The organism is Pseudomonas laurylsulfatiphila (assembly GCF_002934665.1).
Lineage (GTDB): Bacteria > Pseudomonadota > Gammaproteobacteria > Pseudomonadales > Pseudomonadaceae > Aquipseudomonas > Aquipseudomonas laurylsulfatiphila.
On the sequence record NZ_NIRS01000002.1, the window covers coordinates 863,341 to 883,700 of the forward strand.

Annotated in this window: 21 protein-coding genes; 12 read left to right on the forward strand and 9 right to left on the reverse strand. The window is 62.1% G+C overall.

From position 1 onward, the window contains the following. The first annotated feature begins 55 nt into the window (after positions 1-55). Entirely contained in the window at positions 56-898 is an 843-nt protein-coding gene (locus CD175_RS09690; RefSeq protein ID WP_104448705.1) for an NAD-dependent protein deacetylase, read from the forward strand. Positions 899-1,018: 120 nt separating this feature from the next. Here the strand turns inward: CD175_RS09690 and CD175_RS09695 are convergent, their stop codons facing one another. Beyond that, positions 1,019-1,915: a LysR family transcriptional regulator gene (locus CD175_RS09695; RefSeq protein ID WP_104448706.1), complete on the reverse strand. Its 897-nt coding sequence runs from the start codon at positions 1,913-1,915 to the stop codon at positions 1,019-1,021. Positions 1,916-2,203: 288 nt separating this feature from the next. On the opposite strand from CD175_RS09695, the gene CD175_RS09700 reads away from it, so the two are divergent. From CD175_RS09700 to CD175_RS09710, 3 genes are read left to right on the forward strand one after another with little or no spacing between them, the layout of a single operon-like run. Then, complete coding sequence (locus CD175_RS09700; protein WP_015094554.1) at positions 2,204-2,902, forward strand: CoA transferase subunit A; 699 nt, start codon at positions 2,204-2,206, stop codon at positions 2,900-2,902. A 36-nt stretch (positions 2,903-2,938) separates the two neighbouring features. Further along, positions 2,939-3,604, forward strand: coding sequence for a CoA transferase subunit B (locus tag CD175_RS09705; protein ID WP_007975748.1), 666 nt, complete (start codon positions 2,939-2,941; stop codon positions 3,602-3,604). An 11-nt stretch (positions 3,605-3,615) separates the two neighbouring features. Next, positions 3,616-4,797, forward strand: a complete 1,182-nt coding sequence (locus tag CD175_RS09710; RefSeq protein ID WP_104448707.1) for an acetyl-CoA C-acetyltransferase — start codon at positions 3,616-3,618, stop codon at positions 4,795-4,797. Between the two features lie 211 nt (positions 4,798-5,008). Here the strand turns inward: CD175_RS09710 and CD175_RS09715 are convergent, their stop codons facing one another. After that, complete coding sequence (locus CD175_RS09715) at positions 5,009-6,331, reverse strand: Nramp family divalent metal transporter (RefSeq protein ID WP_104448708.1); 1,323 nt, start codon at positions 6,329-6,331, stop codon at positions 5,009-5,011. 57 nt (positions 6,332-6,388) lie between these two features. After that, positions 6,389-6,919: a chalcone isomerase family protein gene (locus CD175_RS09720; protein ID WP_104448709.1), complete on the reverse strand. Its 531-nt coding sequence runs from the start codon at positions 6,917-6,919 to the stop codon at positions 6,389-6,391. A gap of 160 nt (positions 6,920-7,079) precedes the next feature. On the opposite strand from CD175_RS09720, the gene CD175_RS09725 reads away from it, so the two are divergent. The 4 genes from CD175_RS09725 to CD175_RS09740 all read left to right on the forward strand — a co-directional run bounded on the left by CD175_RS09725 (position 7,080) and on the right by CD175_RS09740 (position 10,454). Then, the gene (locus tag CD175_RS09725) at positions 7,080-7,874 is read left to right on the forward strand and encodes a hypothetical protein (protein ID WP_104448852.1); all 795 of its coding nucleotides are present in this window, start codon (positions 7,080-7,082) and stop codon (positions 7,872-7,874) included. Positions 7,875-7,932: 58 nt separating this feature from the next. Beyond that, the gene (gene yddG, locus CD175_RS09730) at positions 7,933-8,850 is read left to right on the forward strand and encodes an aromatic amino acid exporter YddG (RefSeq protein ID WP_104448710.1); all 918 of its coding nucleotides are present in this window, start codon (positions 7,933-7,935) and stop codon (positions 8,848-8,850) included. 83 nt (positions 8,851-8,933) lie between these two features. Further along, a complete protein-coding gene (locus CD175_RS09735) occupies positions 8,934-9,605 on the forward strand; it encodes a glutathione S-transferase family protein (protein WP_104448711.1) in 672 nt (223 codons plus the stop codon). A gap of 282 nt (positions 9,606-9,887) precedes the next feature. Continuing rightward, the gene (locus CD175_RS09740) at positions 9,888-10,454 is read left to right on the forward strand and encodes a DcrB/PsbP domain-containing protein (protein ID WP_104448712.1); all 567 of its coding nucleotides are present in this window, start codon (positions 9,888-9,890) and stop codon (positions 10,452-10,454) included. Between the two features lie 3 nt (positions 10,455-10,457). On the opposite strand, the gene CD175_RS09745 is transcribed toward CD175_RS09740, so the two are convergent. The 3 genes from CD175_RS09745 to CD175_RS09755 form a co-directional block, all read right to left on the reverse strand. Further along, on the reverse strand, positions 10,458-11,174 hold the full coding sequence (locus CD175_RS09745; RefSeq protein ID WP_104448713.1) for an alpha/beta hydrolase: 717 nt from the start codon (positions 11,172-11,174) through the stop codon (positions 10,458-10,460). Positions 11,175-11,365: 191 nt separating this feature from the next. Beyond that, positions 11,366-12,475: a succinylglutamate desuccinylase/aspartoacylase family protein gene (locus tag CD175_RS09750; RefSeq protein WP_104448714.1), complete on the reverse strand. Its 1,110-nt coding sequence runs from the start codon at positions 12,473-12,475 to the stop codon at positions 11,366-11,368. Positions 12,476-12,643: 168 nt separating this feature from the next. Beyond that, on the reverse strand, positions 12,644-13,423 hold the full coding sequence (locus CD175_RS09755) for an ABC transporter substrate-binding protein (RefSeq protein WP_007975754.1): 780 nt from the start codon (positions 13,421-13,423) through the stop codon (positions 12,644-12,646). A gap of 331 nt (positions 13,424-13,754) precedes the next feature. Here CD175_RS09755 and CD175_RS09760 point away from each other — a divergent pair, with 331 nt between their 5' ends. After that, the gene (locus CD175_RS09760; protein ID WP_104448715.1) at positions 13,755-14,396 is read left to right on the forward strand and encodes a type 1 glutamine amidotransferase; all 642 of its coding nucleotides are present in this window, start codon (positions 13,755-13,757) and stop codon (positions 14,394-14,396) included. Positions 14,397-14,530: 134 nt separating this feature from the next. Here the strand turns inward: CD175_RS09760 and CD175_RS09765 are convergent, their stop codons facing one another. Then, positions 14,531-14,965, reverse strand: a complete 435-nt coding sequence (locus tag CD175_RS09765) for a rhodanese-like domain-containing protein (RefSeq protein WP_104448716.1) — start codon at positions 14,963-14,965, stop codon at positions 14,531-14,533. Between the two features lie 101 nt (positions 14,966-15,066). Here CD175_RS09765 and ftrA point away from each other — a divergent pair, with 101 nt between their 5' ends. Further along, positions 15,067-16,041, forward strand: a complete 975-nt coding sequence (gene ftrA, locus CD175_RS09770; RefSeq protein WP_104448717.1) for a transcriptional regulator FtrA — start codon at positions 15,067-15,069, stop codon at positions 16,039-16,041. Positions 16,042-16,156: 115 nt separating this feature from the next. Here the strand turns inward: ftrA and cobF are convergent, their stop codons facing one another. Further along, positions 16,157-16,912 carry a precorrin-6A synthase (deacetylating) gene (gene cobF, locus CD175_RS09775; RefSeq protein ID WP_104448718.1) on the reverse strand — a complete coding sequence of 252 codons (756 nt, stop codon included), beginning with the start codon at positions 16,910-16,912 and terminating at the stop codon, positions 16,157-16,159. Then, positions 16,912-17,484: a histidine phosphatase family protein gene (locus CD175_RS09780; protein WP_104448719.1), complete on the reverse strand. Its 573-nt coding sequence runs from the start codon at positions 17,482-17,484 to the stop codon at positions 16,912-16,914. Before CD175_RS09780 ends, cobF begins: the two co-directional genes overlap by 1 nt. 713 nt (positions 17,485-18,197) lie before the next feature. On the opposite strand from CD175_RS09780, the gene CD175_RS09785 reads away from it, so the two are divergent. Together CD175_RS09785 and astA are read left to right on the forward strand one after the other, a co-directional pair. After that, positions 18,198-19,214, forward strand: a complete 1,017-nt coding sequence (locus CD175_RS09785; RefSeq protein ID WP_104448720.1) for an arginine N-succinyltransferase — start codon at positions 18,198-18,200, stop codon at positions 19,212-19,214. Positions 19,215-19,269: 55 nt separating this feature from the next. Beyond that, entirely contained in the window at positions 19,270-20,304 is a 1,035-nt protein-coding gene (gene astA / locus CD175_RS09790; protein WP_104448721.1) for an arginine N-succinyltransferase, read from the forward strand. Positions 20,305-20,360: the final 56 nt, after the last annotated feature.

Consider the following 20,360-nt stretch of genomic DNA (forward strand, 5'->3'; position numbering starts at 1 on the left):
CCTTCGGCAGCTCCTACAAAAGGCCATGCCAATCTGCGCCCCCGGAGTGCTGAACATGCTCGACAGCCTGATCCACGAACAACTCGACCGCCTCCATCAACGCATGGCCGACGCGCCGTTTGCTGTGCTGACCGGTGCCGGCATCAGCACACCGTCGGGCATCCCCGATTATCGTGACAACCAGGGCGTGCGGCGGGGCCGGCAGCCGATGATGTACCAGGAGTTTCTCTCCGCCCCGGAGTCCCGGCGACGCTATTGGGCGCGGGCGATGCTCGGCTGGCCACGGGTGCGCCTGGCGCAGCCGAACGTGGCCCACGACACCCTGGCCCGGCTGCAGGGCACGCGACAAATCAGCGGGTTGATCACCCAGAACGTCGACACCCTGCACGACCAGGCCGGCAGCCATGACGTGATCGAACTCCACGGCAGTTTGCACCGGGTGTTGTGCCTCGATTGCGGCAGGCTCTGTGAGCGCGATTCGATCCAGCGCTTGATGGAAACCCGCAACCCGTACCTGGCCGGCGTCGACGCGGTGCAGGCGCCGGACGGCGACACCTTGCTCGACCCGGCCTTCGAGGCCCGCTTCCAGGTCCCTCATTGCCCGCATTGCGCCGGGGAACGGATGAAGCCGGATGTGGTGTTTTTTGGTGAAAACGTCGCGCAGGCCACGGCGACCAAGGCGATGGCGGCCGTTGAACAGGCTGCCGGGTTGTTGGTGATCGGGTCTTCGTTGATGGCCTATTCGGCGTTCCGCTTGTGCCGGGCGGTGGTGGACCAGGGCAAGCCGTTGATCGCGATCAACCTGGGCAAGACCCGGGCGGATGACATTCTGGATATGAAGATCGAGGGGTCATGCGAGCGGTTGTTGCCAATATTGGCTCAACGCCTGACTTCCTGATCAACACAACACCCTGTGGGAGCGTGCTTGCCCGCGATGGCGGTGGATCAGCCAATAAATTTTCTGAATGTGCCGGCCTCATCGCGAGCAAGCTCGCTCCCACAGGGGCCGGCGTTCATTTCAGAGGAGCTTTTCCCCAAATTTTTCCTCTTTCAGCACATCAAACAACGCCTGCGCCGCCGCCGACAACTCTCCCCCAGGCAACGTCAACACCCCAAGCGCCCGCTCCACCACCGGGTCGCGCAAGGTAATGCAGCGCGCCCCCAGCTCGTGCATCTGCCCGGCACACAATGCCGGCACCGCGCTCACGCCCAGGCCGCTGGCGACCATGCGCCCGACCGTCGCCAGTTGATGGCTTTCAAACTCCACCGACAGCTTCATGCCGCGGGCCTGCAGGTGCTCTTCTAGCATGACCCGCACGGTGGAAGGTCGCTGCAAGGTAATGAACGGCTCCTTGAGCAGGGTCTGCCAATCGATGTCATCGAGTTCGGCCAGCGCCGAATCCAGGGGCACCACCGCCACGAATCGATCGATGTACAACGGCGTGAATTGCAGCGGCGAACTCTGGGTCGGCTCGAACGCCACCCCCAGTTCAACCTGGCGGTCACGGACCATTTCCAGCACCTGCTCGTTGATCACGTCATTGACCGTCACGTTGACGTTCGGGTAACGGGCGCGGAAGGTCTTGAGGATCGGCGGCAGCAGGTTGCCGGCGAACGATGGCATCGCCGCCAGGGTCACGCGACCGCGCTGCAGGGTGAAGCGTTGACGCAGCTCGTCCTCGACATTGTCCCAGTCGGCGATCAACCGGCGCGCCAGCGGCACCAGGGCTTCGCCTTCGGCGGTGAGCGCCACGTTGCGCGTGTTGCGGGTGAACAGGCGCCCGCCGAGGCCCTCTTCCAGCGCCTTGATGGTCAGGCTCAGGGCCGATTGCGACAGGTGCAGGCGTTCACAGGCCACGGCAAAGCTCAGGCTCTGGGCCACGGCCAGAAAGGCACGGATCTGCTTGACGGTCATAGGTCGCTTCGCTCCGTTTGCAAGCAGCAGATTTCAAGTCTCAAGATAAAATCAACAGCCAAGGGACGACCTGTAGGAGCCGGCTTGCCGGCGATAGCGATTTGGCAGGCGACATGGATGTTGATCGATCCGACGCCATCGCTGGCAAGCCAGCTCCTACAGGATTGTCATTTAATGATCTTTATCAATCAATCCGCTCTAAAAAACAACTTAACAAATGAATCTTCCGGCGCAACACTCAACTCCATTCGGCTAGCCAGCCGCCCACAAAGAATAAAAGAGGTGCATATGGCAGGTTTCGACAAGCGCGTGAGTTCCTACGAGCAAGCGTTGGCAGGTCTTGAAGACGGCATGACCGTGATCGCTGGCGGCTTCGGCCTGTGCGGCATCCCGGAAAACCTGATCGCCGAGATCAAGCGCAAGGGCACTCGCGACCTCACCGTGGTCTCCAACAACTGCGGCGTCGACGGTTTCGGCCTCGGCGTACTGCTGACCGACCGCCAGATCAGCAAAGTGGTGGCGTCCTACGTCGGCGAAAACAAGCTGTTCGAAGAGCAGCTGCTCAAGGGCGAAATCGAAGTCATCCTGACCCCGCAAGGCACCCTCGCCGAGAAAATGCGCGCGGGCGGCGCCGGCATTCCGGCCTTCTTCACCGCCACCGGCGTGGGCACTCCGGTTGCCGAAGGCAAGGAAGTGCGCGAATTCCATGGCCGCAAGTACCTGATGGAAGAGTCCATCACCGGCGACTTCGCCATCGTCAAAGGCTGGAAAGCCGACCATTTCGGTAACGTGATCTATCGTCACACCGCCCAGAACTTCAACCCGCTGGCCGCCACTGCCGGCAAGATCACCGTGGTCGAAGTCGAAGAAATCGTCGAACCCGGCGAGCTGGACCCGGCGCAGATCCACACCCCTGGCATCTACGTCGACCGGATCATCTGCGGCACGTTCGAGAAGCGCATCGAACAGCGCACCGTGCGTAAGTGATCCCCTGCCCCCGGACCGAATGAAGGAATAACGACAATGGCACTTTCCCGCGAACAAATGGCTCAACGCGTCGCCCGCGAAATGCAGGACGGCTTCTACGTGAACCTGGGCATCGGCATTCCGACCCTGGTCGCCAACTACATCCCCGAAGGCATGGAAGTCATGCTGCAGTCGGAAAACGGCCTGCTGGGCATGGGTCCGTTCCCGACTGAAGAAACCATCGATGCCGACATGATCAACGCCGGCAAACAAACGGTGACCGCGCGCATCGGCGCTTCGATCTTTTCCTCGGCCGAGTCCTTCGCGATGATTCGCGGTGGTCATGTCGACCTGACCGTGCTCGGCGCCTTCGAAGTGGACGTGCAAGGCAACATCGCCTCGTGGATGATCCCCGGCAAGCTGGTCAAGGGCATGGGCGGCGCGATGGACCTGGTGGCCGGCGCAGACAACATCATCGTCATCATGACCCACGCGTCCAAGGACGGTGAGTCCAAGCTGCTGTCCCAATGCAGCCTGCCGCTGACCGGCGCCGGGTGCATCAAGCGCGTGCTGACCGACCTCGCCTACCTGGAAATCGAAAATGGCGCATTTGTCCTCAAGGAACGCGCACCTGGCGTCAGTGTTGAGGAAATCGTCGCCAAGACCGCTGGTAAACTGATCGTCCCGGACCACGTTCCGGAAATGCAGTTCGCTGCCCAGTGAGGAATCATTCCATGCAAGAAGTCGTCATTGTTGCCGCCACGCGCACCGCGATCGGCAGTTTCCAGGGTTCCCTGGCCAATGTTTCTGCCGTTGACCTGGGCGCTGCGGTGATCCGCCAGTTGCTGGCGCAGACCGGCCTGGACCCGGCCGAAGTCGATGAAGTGATCATGGGCCAGGTGCTGACCGCCGGCGCCGGGCAGAACCCTGCACGCCAGGCCGCAATCAAGGCCGGCCTGCCCTTCGCCGTACCGGCCATGACCCTGAACAAGGTCTGCGGTTCGGGCCTCAAGGCCCTGCACCTGGGCGCCCAGGCGATTCGCTGCGGCGATGCCGAGGTGATCATCGCCGGTGGCCAGGAAAACATGAGCCTGGCCAACTACGTCATGCCCGGCGCGCGCACCGGCCTGCGCATGGGCCACGCGCAGATCGTCGACACCATGATCAGCGATGGCCTGTGGGACGCGTTCAACGACTACCACATGGGCATCACCGCCGAGAACCTGGCCGAGAAGTACAGCCTGACTCGCGAGCAGCAGGACGCGTTCGCCGCCGCCTCGCAGCAGAAAGCCGTAGCCGCCATCGAAGCCGGGCGCTTCGTCGATGAAATCACCCCGATCCTGATCCCGCAGCGCAAGGGCGATCCCCTGTCCTTCGCCACCGACGAGCAGCCACGGGCCGGCACCACCGCCGAATCCCTGGGCAAACTCAAAGCGGCCTTCAAGAAGGACGGTTCGGTGACCGCCGGCAACGCTTCGTCGCTGAACGACGGTGCCGCCGCCGTGATCCTGATGAGCGCCGAAAAGGCCAAGGCCCTGGGCCTGCCGGTTCTGGCAAAAATCGCGGCGTACGCCAACGCAGGCGTCGACCCGGCGATCATGGGCATCGGCCCGGTGTCGGCCACCCGTCGTTGCCTGGACAAGGCCGGCTGGAACATCGACCAGTTGGACCTGATCGAAGCCAACGAAGCCTTCGCCGCGCAATCGCTGGCTGTGGCCAAGGACCTGGAATGGGACTTGAACAAGGTCAACGTCAACGGCGGCGCCATCGCCCTGGGCCACCCGATCGGTGCTTCGGGTTGCCGCGTGCTGGTGACCCTGCTGCATGAAATGCTCAAGCGTGATGCCAAAAAAGGCCTCGCCACCCTGTGCATCGGTGGCGGTCAGGGCGTGGCCCTGGCGCTCGAACGGGCTTAAAGCGTTCAACAGACGGCACGGGGACCCACGAAGATCCGTCGCCGTCTGGACAAACACCCGGTGCGATGCAAGTCGCACCGGGTTCTTTTTTGCCTGCGTTTTTTCAGGTGGACCGCGTTATCGTTCTTCGCGGGCAAGCCCGCTCCCACAATTGTCCAGACGAGCGCGGTCCACTGTGGGAGCGGGCTTGCCCGCGAAGGGGCCGGAACTGTCACCCCACAAACTGCAGAATCAGCCAACTGTTCGCCCCACTGATCACCACAAACAAGCCCCACGCCAGCACCCGCGTCGGCCGCCGGTTCACCAGCGGCCCCATGAGTGAGTGATCGTTGGTCATACGAATCAACGGGTACAACGCGAACGGCAATTGCAGGCTCAACACGACCTGACTCAACACCAGCAACTTGCCGATGGCGTCATCGCCCATCAGCCACACGCCGATGAACGCCGGGATCAGCGCCAGCCCGCGCGTAATCAGGCGTCGTTGCCAGCAGGGAATGCGCAGGTTCAGGAACCCTTCCATGATCACCTGGCCGGCGATGGTACCGGTGAAGGTCGAACTCTGCCCCGAGGCCAGCAACGCCACGCCAAACAACACACTGGCCAAGGCCCCGCCCACCAGCGGGTCGAGCAAGTGGTAGGCATCCTGTATGTCCACGACATCGGTGTGCCCGGTCTGGTGGAACGCTGCCGCCGCCAGAATCAGGATCGCCGCGTTGACCAGCAACGCCAGTGCCAGGGAGCCGATGGTGTCGATGCGCGCCAGTTTGACCGCGTCCTGCTTGCTGGTCAGGTCCTTGCCGATCAACCGGGTTTGCACGATGGACGTGTGCAAGTACAGGTTATGTGGCATGACCGTGGCCCCGAGGATGCCGATGGCCAGGTAAAGCGGCGCAGCATCACCGATGGCCGCCAGCGACGGCGTGAAACCGCGAGCGACATCGGGCCAGTAGGGTTTGATCAGCAGCAGTTCGACAAAAAAGCACGCGCCAATGGTGCCGCCCAGTACCAGCATGATCGCTTCGAGCCGACGGAAGCCACGGTTCTGCAAGGCCAGCACCAACAAGGTGTCGAACGCCGTGAGGGCGATGCCGAAGGTCAGCGAGCAACCGAGCAACAAATGGAACGCCAGCGCGCAGCCAAGTACCTCGGCCAGGTCGGTGGCGATAATGGATATCTCCGCCAGAAACCACTGCGTGCGAGCAGTGCGCGTGCTGTAGCGCTCCCTGGACAATTGCGCCAGGTCACGCCCGGTGGCAATGCCCAGACGCGAACACAGGCACTGCACCACCATCCCCGCCAGGCTTGCCAGCAACACCACGAACAACAGGCTGTAGCCGAACCGCGAGCCGGCCTCGATGGCGGTAGCCCAGTTGCCCGGATCCATGTAACCGATGGACACCAGCAACCCCGGCCCGGCAAAACGCAGGACACGCTTGAAGAACGATGCGCGCGGGTCGACGGCGACACTGCCAGCCACTTCCGGTGGGCAAAACGGCGCAGTCGCGGTTTTGGGCAAAAAACTGAATTTCACACGATGATCCATCAACAGGTGGAAAGGCTCGCAAACAGGTTGCGATCATCGCAAAGTTCAGGGGGCCATGCCCAGCAACTGCTGGCGCAACTCGGGGTTGCTGGTGCGTGGATCGAGCCAGATGGCAAAAAATGCCTGGGCGAATTGCAGGTCCTTCACATCACGCAGCATCTGCTGGCCGAGAAAAAACCGTGCGCCCTGCCCCGGCAGATAGACACCGGTCAGCCGCGTACCGGCCTGCACATCGACGAACGACTGCTGCATCTGCGCCTGCCAGGACGCCAGTTGCCCGTCACTGACCGCGGTACCGGCCAGTCGCTTGATTTCCCTGACGCTGGCGCTCACCAGATCATCACGGGAAATGCTGCGCTGGTAGATCAGCTCCAGGGCGAACGGCTGATCGCTCGCCAAAGGCCGCGAGGTACTCCAGAGCCGCGCGCTGTAGACATCGAAGCCGTACTTGCGAAACTCGCCACTGCCGAGCAGTTGCGCACCGGGCAGCGCATCCTGCCAGTTGGCCAAGGCCTGGCAGCTCAGCAAGACAAGCAGCCACAGACCATGGCGCAGCGGTGATCGTGGGTGGTTCATGGCAGGTTGGCCTCCTCGCAGATGCCCAGGAAACGTACGCGCAAAAGATCCTTTCGTACAAATTCCGAAGTCTTCATGTATACAAAATCCGCACACAAATAAAGCAATCTAGCCGATGCAATGTTACCGTTGCCACCTCACACAGGCCGGAGACATGCGCGTGTTGATCCTAAAACTGCTGGTAATCCCAGGCTTCCTGCTGCTGATTTCCCTGGCCGGCAAACGCTGGGGACCGAGCGTGGCCGGTTGGTTGTCGGGGTTGCCGGTGGTGGTCGGACCGATCCTGTTGTTCCTTGCCCTTGAGCAAGGCCAGGCGTTCGCTGCGCAATCGGCCACGGCGGCGCTGTCGGCCATGTTCGCGATGATTGCGTTTTGTGTGACCTACGCGCAGGTCGCACAACGGGCCGGATGGCCATTGGCGTTGCTGATCTCGCTGTCGGTCTGGGCGCTGGTCGCGGTGGTCCTGTCGCTGATCCCGGGATCCCTGGTGTTTTCCCTGTGCGCCGCCGCGACCGCACTGCTCGCCGCGCCCTATCTGTTCCCCGCCGTGCAACCGGTGCTCAGTGGCCCGGGGCCGAAATCCGACAAGCTTGTGCTGCGCATGGCGGCCGGTGCATTGCTCACCTTGGTCGTGACGCTGCTGGCCAGCACCGTCGGCGACCGCTGGAGCGGTCTGCTGGCGGTGTTCCCGGTATTGGGCAGCGTGATGGCGGTGTTCTCCCAGCAAACCCGTGGCCCGGCCTTTACCGCCGCATTGCTGCGCGCCACCGCCACCGGCATGTATTCGTTCGCCGCGTTTTGCCTGGTATTGGCCCTGGCCCTGCCGTCGATGGGGATGAACGCTTTTGTCCTGGGCGTTGCGGTGTCGGTGGCCATGCTGGGGGTGACCAAACGCTTGCTGGCGCGGCCGGTCGGCCCGACGACGGACACTGGAGGAACGGCCATCAAGCGCTAAGCTGCATGATGTCATCGGGCCAGGATGTTGCCCGCCTCTACGCGCTGAAGGAACAGACATGACTGCATTTCGCTTGCGCACTGCCCGATCGGCGACCGCCGTGGGCGTGATTGCGATCTTCCTCTGGTCCTGTCTGGCGTTGTTGACCACCCTCACCGAAGGCATCCCGCCCTTTGAACTGCTGACCTTGAGTTTCGGCGTGGCGTTTGCCGCCAGCCTGATCACTCTCGGCCGCCATGGCATGAACGGGTTCAGCAGCTGGCGCCAGCCCTGGGCTGTCTGGGCCACCGGTTTCGTCGGGATATTCGTTTATCACGCGCTGTACTTCTTCGCGCTCAAAGTCGCGCCTGCCGCCGAAGCCAGCCTGATCAATTACCTGTGGCCGCTGATGCTGGTGCTGCTCTCGGCCTTCGCCGCCAGCGAAAAACTGCACAAGCGCCAGGTGCTCGGTGCAGTGCTGGGCCTGGCGGGCACGGCGTTCATCATGCAGCAACGCGCCACCCACATGGCGGCGACCATGCCCGTCGCCGGGTACCTGGCGGCGTTCGGCTGCGCGCTGATCTGGGCCGGCTACTCGGTGTTCAACCGTCGTTTCAGCGCAGTGCCCAGCAGCATCATCGGTGGCATCTGCGGCATGTCGGCCGCCGCCGGGCTGGTCTGCCACCTGGCCTTCGAAAGCACCGTATGGCCTGACTACAATCAATGGGCAGCGATCGTCGTCCTCGGCCTGGGGCCGGCCGGTCTGGCGTTCTTTGCCTGGGACCACGCCACCAAACACGGCAACCTGGCGACGCTGGGGGCGCTGTCCTATCTGGCGCCCTTGATCTCGACCTTGCTGCTGATCGTCGTCGGCCATGGCCATGCCAGCCCGATCCTGATTGTGCCGGCGCTGCTGATCATCGCTGGCGCGGTGATTGCCACCGCACAGGCGCCCGAAAAAGCACCCGCAACCCGTTCGATAGTTTCGCACGAGTAGAACGACTGCCCCGTACGTCAATCGAACGGGTTTGCTTCAACATCAGCCTCAGTTCCACCCCCTACCCGACTGAGGCCTGCACCATGAAATTCTTCTTCCACCCTTCGCCGAACCCGATGAAAGTTGCCCTGCTGCTCGAAGAACTGCAAACGCCCTACGAACTGATCGGCGTCGACACCTTCAAGGGCGAGCAACACCAGCCAGCCTTCCTGGCGATCAACCCGAACGCCAAGGTACCCGCGCTGGTGGATGGCGATGCCAGCGTGTTCGACTCCCAGGCGATCCTGCTGCACCTGGCGCACAAACATCAGCGCTTTGTGCCGACGTCCGCTGCCGGCCAGGCCGAAATGCTTTCCTGGCTGATGCTCATCGGCACCGGCCTATCGCCGTTCTCCGGCCAGGCGGTGCACTTCCTGCACCACGCACCGGAAGATCTGCCTTACGCAAAAAACCGCTATTTCAAGGAAGTCGAACGCCATTACCGCATCCTCGACGAACGCCTGGCCACGCATCAGTACCTGGCAGGCGACACCTACAGCATCGCCGACATGGCCCTGTGGGGCTGGGCCAACTACGCGCCCTACATCCTCGGTGAGAACGGTCTGGCGGCGTACCCCAACGTCAAGCGCCTGTACGATGAAATCAGCACCCGCCCCGCCGCCCTGCGTGCCCACGGCCTGAAGGAGAAACTGGTGCTCAAGGCCGAATTCGACGAAGAAACCCGTCGCAATCTGTTCCCGCAAAACCAGGCGTAATCCGCCGGTTCCAGCCTGTGGCGAGGAGGCTTGCCTGTGGCGAGGGAGCTTGCTCCCGCTCGGCTGCGAAGCAGTCGCCAATCCTGCCTGCACAGTACATCTGGAAGAAATGCAGGGGGCCGCTTCGCGACCCAGCGGGAGCAAGCTCCCTCGCCACAGGTGAGCCACCTCATCCCAGATCGCTGCTTTACCTAAGTGACCACTCGTTAGAGCAAGCTGGAATGCAGCACAATCTCCGTGGGATGATCGCGCCCCACCGCGCGCCCATCCCTGGAGATTCCGATGTCTTTGTTGAGTAAAAAAGCCCTTGTCCTGCTGCTGGCAGCCGCTACCAGCCTGGGGGCTTTGAATGCGCAGGCCGCCAAGGCCGCTTCCAGCGATGCGCCCGCCCAGAAAGTCTCGATGCTCGGTGGCAAGTTCACCTTCAACCTGCCCAAGGGTTTCATCGCCAACCCGCTGCCGGCGAGCCCGGACGGTGCCAGCGGCACCCTGTACAGCAACGAATCCACCAAGACCGTAGTGATCGCCGCGGAGAACAACCTGCCCAAAGGGGTCAGCGTCAAGGACAACGACGGTGAATTCCTCGACGGCACCGTGGCCGACTTCGATGCGGCGCAACACAAATCCCTGCCCGACTACAACAAGCTCAGCGAGAAAACCCTGACCCAGAAATCCGGGCTGGGCCTGCGCCAGGTCGACGGTACCGCCACCCAGGGCGGTGGCCTGACCCTCACCACCACGCTGATGGCCGCCTCCGGCCCCCGCATGGCGGTGATCCAGGTGATTTCCCGCCCCGGCGACATGGCGGCCCATGAAACCCTGATCAAACAGATCGTCAGCGGAAAATAAGGCTCAGGGGTTAAGACGCTGCAACCAGGCGCTCAAGTCCTGGATCTCTTCGGCGCTGATGTTGTGGCCGACACCGGGGTAGCCGTGAAACTCGGGTTCGAGTGACACGCTCTGCAACAGGCTGTTGGCTTCGGTACCGTCGCTGTAGGGAAGGCGTTTGTCCTGCTCGCCATGACCAATGAAAATCGCCAGCGACTGGCGCTTTTCATCCGGTTTGAGCTCGGACTTGAGCACCGGCAGAATCCGCCCGCTCAACGCCGCGATCCCGCCGAGCGCTTCGGGGTGCCGCAAGCCCACTTCGTAAGACATGATCGCGCCCTGGCTGAAACCGACCAGGAACACCTTCTCGGGTTCGGTGTGATATTTCTTCGTGGCCTGTGCGACGAAGTCCAGCAACACCTGGCCACTGGACTTCAGATCATCGGTCTCGCCGTTGTAGGCCCCTTCGCCCTTCTTGCGGAACCACTGATAACTGCCCGCCTCCATCACCAAAGGTGCCTGCACCGACAGGTAGGTGTAGGACTTGGGCAATTCATCCTTGATACCGAACAGGTCCTGCTCGTTACTGCCGTAACCGTGAAGGAAAATCACCAGGGGCTGATGGTTCGAATCGGTGGTGGCCTGCGCCAGGTACTTGAGTGGCAGGTCGGTTTGCAGCGGGGTTTGGGCGTGGACGGCAGTGGATGCCAACAGCGTGAGCAGCGCGAGAATCTTCAACATGGGTCTTCCTTCACGGAATGCAGGATTCGCGCAAGAGCCTAACACTGTGAATCAGGCAGGAACATCTCCGGTGAGGCGAATGCCGTCATCGCGGGCAAGCCCGCTCCCACAGGTTTTGTGAACGCCACAAATCCACTGTAGGAGCGAGCCTGCTCGCGATGAGGCCCGGACGGGCAGTGAAGATTCCGAAGTCAGTCGTTGATCAACTTCCCCACCCGAATCGGTTCGCGCCCGGCGACCTTCGCCTGCCAGGTGCCAGGCTGGGTGTAGCGCCCACGATCGATGGCGAACAGCACGCCACTGGTGCCGGCCTGCACAGTGGTGACCTTGTCGTTCAACGGGTCGACCACCTCGAACAGCGCATCGCCCTTCTCTACCCATTCCCCGGCTTCACGCAGGAAACTGACCACGCCGTGATGCGGTGCGAACAGGTACTGGGTACCTTCGAACGGCATGCCTTCACAGCAGTCGGCCGGTGCCGCCGGCCAGGTGCCGGAGATGAAACCCTGCTCGGCGAGGAAGCCGAGAATGGCCTCGCAATTGGCCTGGGCCTGGTCGACCCGGGTGTCCCCCATGCTGCCCAGCTCCAGCGTGGTCGCCAGGTTGGCCGGTGGAATCGCCGCCGGGAACGCCCGGGCCAGGCGCAACCAGGGCGAAGAACAGGATTCGTCGAACGAGCTGCCGCCGGAGTCTTCACACAACAGCGCCACGCCGGCCTGCAAACGCGCCGCCAGGGAACGCCATTGTGGCCAGTGCTGCGGCAACGCGTAGATGTGGATCGCTGCGTCGAAATCGCAATGCAGATCGAGGGTGATGTCGGCGTCGCAAGCATGGCGCAGCAACAGGCGATGCATGGCTTCCAGCTGCGATGTCGCCGCCGGCAAGTCGTCGAGCACCTGGCCCATGGTCTGGCGAATCAGCGCGATGTTGGCCTGGGCATCGCTGCCGAGGCGATCACCGACCCGCTCGGCCACCGGCGCGCTGAGTTCGACGAACGAGCGGTTGAAGTTCTTGCCGCTGCCCAGCTCGAAACGCCCCATGTGGCTGCCTTGCAGGTGCTGGTCGAGACCAATGGGATTGGCCACCGGCACCAGTTCGATCACACCGTTCAACTGTCCCTGTTGTTCCAGCTCGGTCAGGCGCTTCTTCAACTCCCAGGCCGTGCGCATGCCCGGCAATTCGTCGGCGTGCAGGCTGGCCTGGATGTACACCTTGCGCGGGCCCGCGCCATAACGAAACACGCTGAGGGTGCGCTCAGTGCCCAGGTGGCTCCAGGGCAGCGGATGGTCGATGCGTTGCATGGCGAGACTCCGATGTTCCTTGTGTAGGAGCTGCCGAAGGCTGCGATCTTTTAAGCTGTTTCAAAAGATCAAAAGATCGCAGCCTTCGGCAGCTCCTACAGGGGAAATGTGTTGGCATAAAAAAAGTGGCAGTCGCGTCAACGGCTGCCACTTTCTCGAACGGCTGGATTACTCGCCGTAAACGTCAAACTTGAAGTACTTGTCCTGCACTTGCTTGTACTTGCCGTTGGCGCGGATTTCGGTGATGGCTTTGTTGAACTGCTCGGCCAGCGCGGTATCGCCCTTGCGCACGGCAATGCCGGCGCCGCCACCGAAGTACTTAGGATCGTTGTACTCCGGGCCGACGAATGCAAAACCTTTACCGGCGTCGGTTTTCAGGAAACCGTCGTCCAGGTTGACCGAATCGGCCAGCAGCGCGTCGATGCGGCCGGAGACCATGTCCAGGTTGGCTTCCTGCTGGGAGCCGTAGCGCACCAGGACAATCCCTGCCGGTTGCAGCACTTCGGTGGCGAAGCGGTCGTGGGTACTGGCGCGCAGTACACCGACTTTCTTGCCCTTGAGTTCGGTCAGCGGATCCTTGACGTCGGTGCCTTCCTTCATCACGAAGCGCGCCGGAGTGTGGTAGTACTTGATGGTGAAATCGACGTTCTTCTTGCGGTCGTCAGTGATGGTCATGGACGACAGGATGGCGTCGATTTTCTTGACCTTCAGCGCAGGGATCAGGCCGTCGAACTCTTGCTCGACCCAGGTGCACTTGACCTTCATCTGCTCGCACAGGGCATCGCCGATGTCCACGTCGAAACCGGTGAGTTTGCCGTCAGGGGTTTTCATCGAAAATGGCGGGTAGCCGGCTTCGATGCCGATGCGGATCGGCTTGGCGTCGTCAGCCACGGCGGTCAGGGACAACATCGACAGTGCCAGGGCACCGAACATCACTAGCTTCTTCATTTATAACTCCTGTGTGCGGAGGCTTTTATTGGCAGCTTCGATTGGCAGCGTTCGGTCCCTCGCTTTGTGAGCGGGAATCGAAGTGGCCGGCAGTCTAGAGCGGCTACAGGAGGGTAAATTACGCCAAGGCGACAAATACTTACAAAAAAGTGGCGCCGGGATCGAGTCATTGCGGTGAACGCGCCATGACGATGCAACCTCTGTCGGACAGAACGCGTTTTCAGACCAGGACTACAGCTCTTTCGGTGCCATCCGACGCAACGGGCCGGCTGGCGATACCCGGTGTTTTACGGCACATTGGGCGCCCTTGCGTCCCATCGAGAGTAGCGCGATGCCCACGTTGAACCTGATCCAGCACCACCCCGCCGAAGGCCCGGGTGCCATCGCCTTTTGGGCCGAGTCCAGGGGGCTGACGCTGAAGGTGTTTCGCGCCGACCTGGGGCAGTTGCCGCCCGTCAGCGCCGATCCGGTGATCCTGTTGGGCGGGCCTTATGAATCCAACGCCGGCCCGGCTTGGCTTGCGGCCGAACGGCAATGGCTCAAAGGCAGTCTGGATCTGGGCGGGGCCGTGTTCGCCATATGCCTGGGGGCTCAGTTGCTGGCGTTGAGTCTGGGCGGCAATGTACGGCGCATGGACCGGAGCGAAACCGGATGGACCACGGTGAGCTTCATCGATGGGCAAGCGCTGAAGGTACTCGAGTGGCACGAAGACGCCATCGACCTGCCGCCTGGCGCGCAACTGTTGGCCAGCAGCGAGCACTGTGTGCAACAGATGTACCGCGCCGGGCCGGCGCGGCTGGGGTTGCAGTTTCATCCGGAGTGGAACGCCGAGTCGGTGGCCATGCTCAATGCGCATTTTGGCGATGAGTCGCCGTTGCCGCGGGGGCCGCAGGACGATACAGCCTATGCCGAGGTGTTGGCGTGGTTGCAGGCGACGCTGGATGAGTGGTGGGCGGCCGCTAACGAACACTGATCCGTATCAAAGCACATTCCTGTGGCGAGGGAGCTTGCTCCCGCTCGGCTGCGCAGCAGACGCAGTTTTTGGGGGCGCTACGCGACCCAGCGGGAGCAAGCTCCCTCGCCACAAAGATCAACAGTGTTTGAAGGTCAGCATTCGCAACCGATCACTTCACGGGCCGGGCGCTGCTGGGCGACACTCAACTCAAACCCTTCATCCAGCCACCCGGTCACGCCGCCGATCATCTCCTTGACCGGATAACCCAGGGCCGCCAGCTTCACCGCGGCCTTGTTGGCGCCGTTGCAGTGAGGCCCGGCGCAGTAGACCACGAACAAACTGTGTTTCGGATAACCGGCCAAACCTTCGGCGGTCAGCAAGCGCCCGGGAATGTTGATCGCTCCCGGTACATGCCCGCGCTCGAACGCCAGCGGACCACGCACATCCACCAGAATGAAATCGACTTCGCCAGCCTGCTGGCTGCCGTAGACGTCGGAACAATCGGTTTCGAACGTCAGACGGTTGCTGAAATGCATCAGGGCGATGGCCGAAGGGGCGGCGGGAATTTCGCGAACCAGACTGGTCATGGGCTGTACTCCAAAGGGGCGGTGGGTGTGGGAAGACTTTATCCGCCAGGCACTTGCAGCTACAGTGGCGTACAAGACACCGATCGGGAATTTTCCGCCAAATGCATCCCAACCCAGCCATGGTCGCGATTCTGGCCTATGACGGCCTCTGCACATTCGAGTTCGGCATTGCCGTGGAGATCTTCGGCCTGCCACGTCCTGAGTTCGATTTCCCGTGGTACGAACATCGTATCGTCGCCGTCGATCAAGGCCCGATGCGTGCCATGGGCGGCATCCAGGTCCTGGCCGACGGCGGCATGGAATTGCTCGCCGATGCCCGCACCATCATCATTCCCGGCTGGCGCGACCGCAGCGCCACAGTCCCCGCAGAGCTCATCGACGCCCTGCGCCAGGCCCATGCGCGGGGCGCACGGTTGCTGTCGATCTGCTCCGGGGTGTTCGTCCTCGCTGCCACCGGGCTGCTCGACGGGCACGGTGCGACCACGCACTGGCGCTACACCTCGGAACTGGCCGAGCGGTTTCCCGGCATCCTGGTGGACCCGGACGTGCTGTATGTCGATTCCGGCCAATTGATCACCTCTGCCGGCAGCGCGGCTGGCATCGATGCCTGCCTGCATCTGGTGGCCCGGGACTTCGGCACGCAAGTGGCCAATTCCGTGGCCCGCCGCCTGGTCATGTCGCCGCAACGCAGCGGCGGCCAGGCACAATTCATTCCGACGCCGGTCAGTCCCACACCGCGCAGTGATCTTTCCCGCGTCATGCAGTGGGCACGTGAGCGCTTGCACGAACCGCTGGAAGTGCGCGACCTGGCCAGCGAAGCCGCCATGAGCGAACGCACGTTCCTGCGCCGCTTCACCGAAGCCAGCGGCCAGTCACCGAAAACCTGGTTGCAATACCAACGTCTGGGCCGCGCCCGCGAACTGCTGGAAAGCAGCGACCAGAACACCGACCAGATTGCCGAACGTTGCGGTTATCGCTCGGTGGAAAGCTTCCGGGTGGCCTTTCGAACCGTGGTTGGCGTGCCGCCTTCGGTGTATCGGGAGCGGTTTGGGCGTGGGGGCAGTGCTGGTTTTTGAGGTGTTCTCGAGGGCCTCTTCGCGGGCAAGCCCGCTCCTACAGGTTATTTGAACACCGCATAACCCTGTAGGAGCTGGCTTGCCAGCGAAGGCGCCAGCCGGGGCAATTCAAGTCTCAAGGCTTGCGCAACAGATAGGTATCCATGATCCACCCATTGGCAAGCCGCGCCGCCTTGCGCACCCGTTCGATTTCATCCGCCACATCCTTGAGCTTGCCGCTGATCAGGATTTCGTCCGGCGTCCCCAGATAGGCCCCCCAGTAAATCTCGGTGTCCTGATCTGCAACCTGATGGTAGGCATCCTGGGCATCGAGCATCACCACCAGGCTGTCGGCATCACTCACCTGCCCTGCCGCCAAACGCCGGCCCGTGGTGATTTCAACGGAGCGGCCAATCTGGTTGAGCGGCACCTTGTGCTGTGCAGCCAGGGCCTGGACGCTGGTAATACCGGGGATCACCTCGAACTCGAATTCACAGGCGCCCGAGGCCTGGATCGCCTGAAGGATACGGATTGTGCTGTCGTACAGCGCGGGGTCGCCCCACACCAGGAAACCACCACACTGGCTGTCGGACAGTTCTTCATTGATCAGCCGTTCGAAGGTCTGCTGTTTGGCCAGGTTCAAGTCGTCGACACTGCTCCTGTAGTCCACCTCACCGCGCTCGCGCTCGGGACTGTGGGCCTGGACAAAACGGTAATCGAGGTCGGTGATGTAGCGTTCGCAGATTTCGCGCCGCAAGTCGATGAGTTTGTCTTTGCTCTCGCCCTTGTCCATGAGGAAAAAAACGTCGACCTGATTCAGCGCCTTCACCGCTTGCATCGTGATGTAGTCGGGATTGCCGGCACCGATGCCGATGACCAGGAGTTTTTTCATCACAGCAGGTCCTCGGGGTCGGTGCCCGGCAAGCGCAACCGCCAGCGGCCATGGAACCTCAGTTCCACCGCCGACAGGGGTTCGACGTCGATCATATTGGACGCCGCTCCCTGCAACACGTGCGTCAGAGCGGCGCGGATGACAAAGGGGTGGGTAATGGCAACGATGTGCCCGGGCGTCGACTGCAACGCGGTCAACCACGCCCCCACCCGCTCGCCCAGTTGCAGCAGCGACTCGCCACCGTGGGGTGCCGAAGCCGGATCCCCCAGCCAATGCTCGAGGGCCCCGGCGTCGGTTTTTTGCAGATCGCCGATGCGCTCACCCCCCCAACGCCCGAAGTCGCAGTCCTTCAACGCATCGACAATTTCCGGAGCACTGCTGAAAAGCTCAGCGGTTTGCCGGGTGCGCAGTTCCGGACCGCAGACAAGGCGTGGAACGCCCTTGAACTGATTGCAACGGGAAAGCCTGAGCGCTTGCCAATCCAAATCCAGAGGTTCGTCCAATGGAAAACGCGCCAGTTTCTGTGCGACGGTTCGAGCATGACAAATCAGGGTTAAACGGGTCGCCTGCACCGGCAAACACTCCAGGGATGGAAAGGAACAACGGCGTTGGGGAGCGCCATCGGGCAATTGTGCCGCAAGCAAGCAGGCCTTAGGGGTAATGCCGATCAGTTAAGCCCCGGACATTGTGGGAGCGAGCTTGCTCGCGATGGCAGACTGTCAGGCACCCCTTGTTTGACTGTCCAGCCGTCATCGCGAGCAAGCTCGCTCCCACAAGGTTTGCACTGACTGGCATCAGGCCTTGGGGGCGTTTAATTTTCCCGTTTGAAGCGGACTCCGTCAGGCCTTTCCTGGCAGATTTTCTGTTATCGCTGACTGCAACCAAGGCAATGGCCTACAAGACTTTGCGACATCGGCGTAGCCCTTTGCTGCAGGCACTTCGCCCCTTTTTCGGGCACGGTCGGACCACGCGAAAATTAACTAGACAGGCAGCACGCGATAATTAAATACTCTTTTCAACGGACTGTTAAAACATGTGCCACGCTCATCCAGCAGGAGCCCGGATGCCCTCTCTCGAATACCCGATCAATGAGCCTGGCCAGGCAACGCCTGCGGCCGAGCCGTCCGTTCCTCGTTTAAAGCAGGCAATCCCAAGCAGCATCTGACAAGAAAAAAAGTGGCGCCTGACAACGATCAGATGTCCACCGAATAAATGTGTGGAAAAACCGACAGTGATAGTCAGGTTCGGCTCAAACCGCCGGATCATTTGATACAGGAGTATCTCCATGCTGGTCTTGCGTCCAGTCGAGTTGGCCGACCTGCCCCGGTTGCAGAAGCTGGCTCGTGAAAGCCTGGTGGGCGTCACATCCCTGCCCGACGATAGCGAACGGTTGCGCGAAAAAATTCTCGATTCCTGTGCCTCGTTCGAGAAAGACGTCGAAGGTCATGGCCCGGAAAACTATTTCTTTGTCCTCGAGGACCCGGCGACGCAGCACCTGGTCGGCTGCTCGGAAATCCTCGCCACGGCGGGGTACGGCGAGCCGTTCTACAGCCTGCGCAACCGGCACTTCACCAGTGCCTCGCGGGAACTGAACATTGAGCACGGTGTACCGGCCTTGTCGTTGTGTCACGACCTCAGTGGCCACACGTTGCTGCGCGGCTTTCATATCGATGCCGCACGGGTACGCACCGCCTATTCCGAACTGCTGTCCCGGGCGCGCCTGTTGTTCATCGCGGCCCACCCCGGGCGTTTTTCCGCAACGGTGATCACCGAAATCGTCGGCTTCAGCAGTGATGAAGGGCACTCGCCATTCTGGGATGCCGTGGGCAAGCATTTCTTCGACCTGCCCTATGTCGAGGCCGAACGGCTTTGCGGCCTGCAGAGCCGCACCTTTCTCGCCGAACTGATGCCGCAGTATCCGATTTACGTGCCCATGCTGCCGCAAGCGGCACAGGACTGCATCGGCAGCATCCACCCCGATGGCCAGGAAGCCTTCGATATCCTCGAGCGTGAAGGCTTCGAAACCAACAGCTACATCGATCTGTTCGATGGCGGCCCGACGCTCTATGCGCGCACCTCGGGCATTCGGTCCATCGCCCACAGCCAGTGCGGCCTCACGCAGCCTGGCCCGGTGAACGATGCCCGGGGCAGCTATCTGGTGAGCAACGAGTCCTTGACCGACTATCGGGCCATCGTCGCCGATCTTGATTACATCGCCGGGCAACCTGTCACGCTGGACGCGGCCATGTGCACGGCGCTGAAGGTCACCGAAGGCAGCCCGGTCAGGCTAATCGCCCTGTGAGTGCCCGCCTGGGTCAACGCCAACGCCCGAACCCCTATGAACAAGGAACAGCCGCATGATTGTCCGTCCGGTCCAGATCACCGACCTGCCCGCCTTGTTCACGCTGGTGCGTCAAGCCAGCCCCGGACTCACCAGCCTGCCGGTTGACGAAGAACGCCTGGCCTACCGGATCCGCTGGGCCCAACGCACCTTCGCCGGGCAGGTCGATCGGGCCGACGCCGATTACCTGTTCGTGCTCGAGGACGACGAGCAGCAAGTGGTGGGCGTCAGCGCCCTGACGGGTGGAATCGGTCTGCGCGAGCCCTGGTACAACTACCGGGTCGGGATGACGGTCAGCGCTTGCGCGGACCTGGGTATCCAGCGCCAGATCCCGACCCTGTTTCTGAGCAATGAATTGACCGGGCAATCGGAAGTCTGCTCGTTGTACCTGCGCCCCGATCAGCGCCAGGGAAGCAACGGCCGTTTGCTTTCGCTCGGGCGTTTGTTGTTCGTGGCCGAGTTTACGCAGCTGTTCGGCAACCGGCTGATCGCCGAAATACGCGGCAGTACCGACGAACGAGGTGGCTCACCGTTCTGGGACAGCCTCGGCCGGCATTTTTTCAAGATGGATTTCAGCCATGCCGACCACTTGTCCGGGCTGGGCAACAAATCGTTCATCGCCGAACTCATGCCACGCCAGCCGCTGTACACCTGCCTGCTCACCGAACAGGCCCAGGCGGTGATCGGCAAGGCCCACCCGAACACCGAGCCGGCCCTGAAAATCCTCAGCGCCGAAGGTTTTGCCCACAACGGCCATATCGATATCTTCGACGGCGGACCGGTCATCGAGGCCCCGGTTTCCGGTATCCGCACCGTGTGCGACAGCCGACCGCTGCAACTGGCCATCGGCTCGCCGGACGCTAACGATACGCTCTGGCTGATTCACAATCGGCGTCTGGAAAACTGCCGCATTACCTGCGTCCCGGCCCGACTGGCGGGCAACAGCCTGGTGGTCGATCGCCTGACCGCCAAGCGCTTGCAACTGCAGCCCGGCGACTCGGTGCGCGCCGTGCCACTGCTCAACCAGCGGCACCAGGCCGCAGCGGCGTGACCTATCAGCTTCCTGCCTCAGGCGTCAATCTGGCTTACCCAGCAAATTCGTCATCA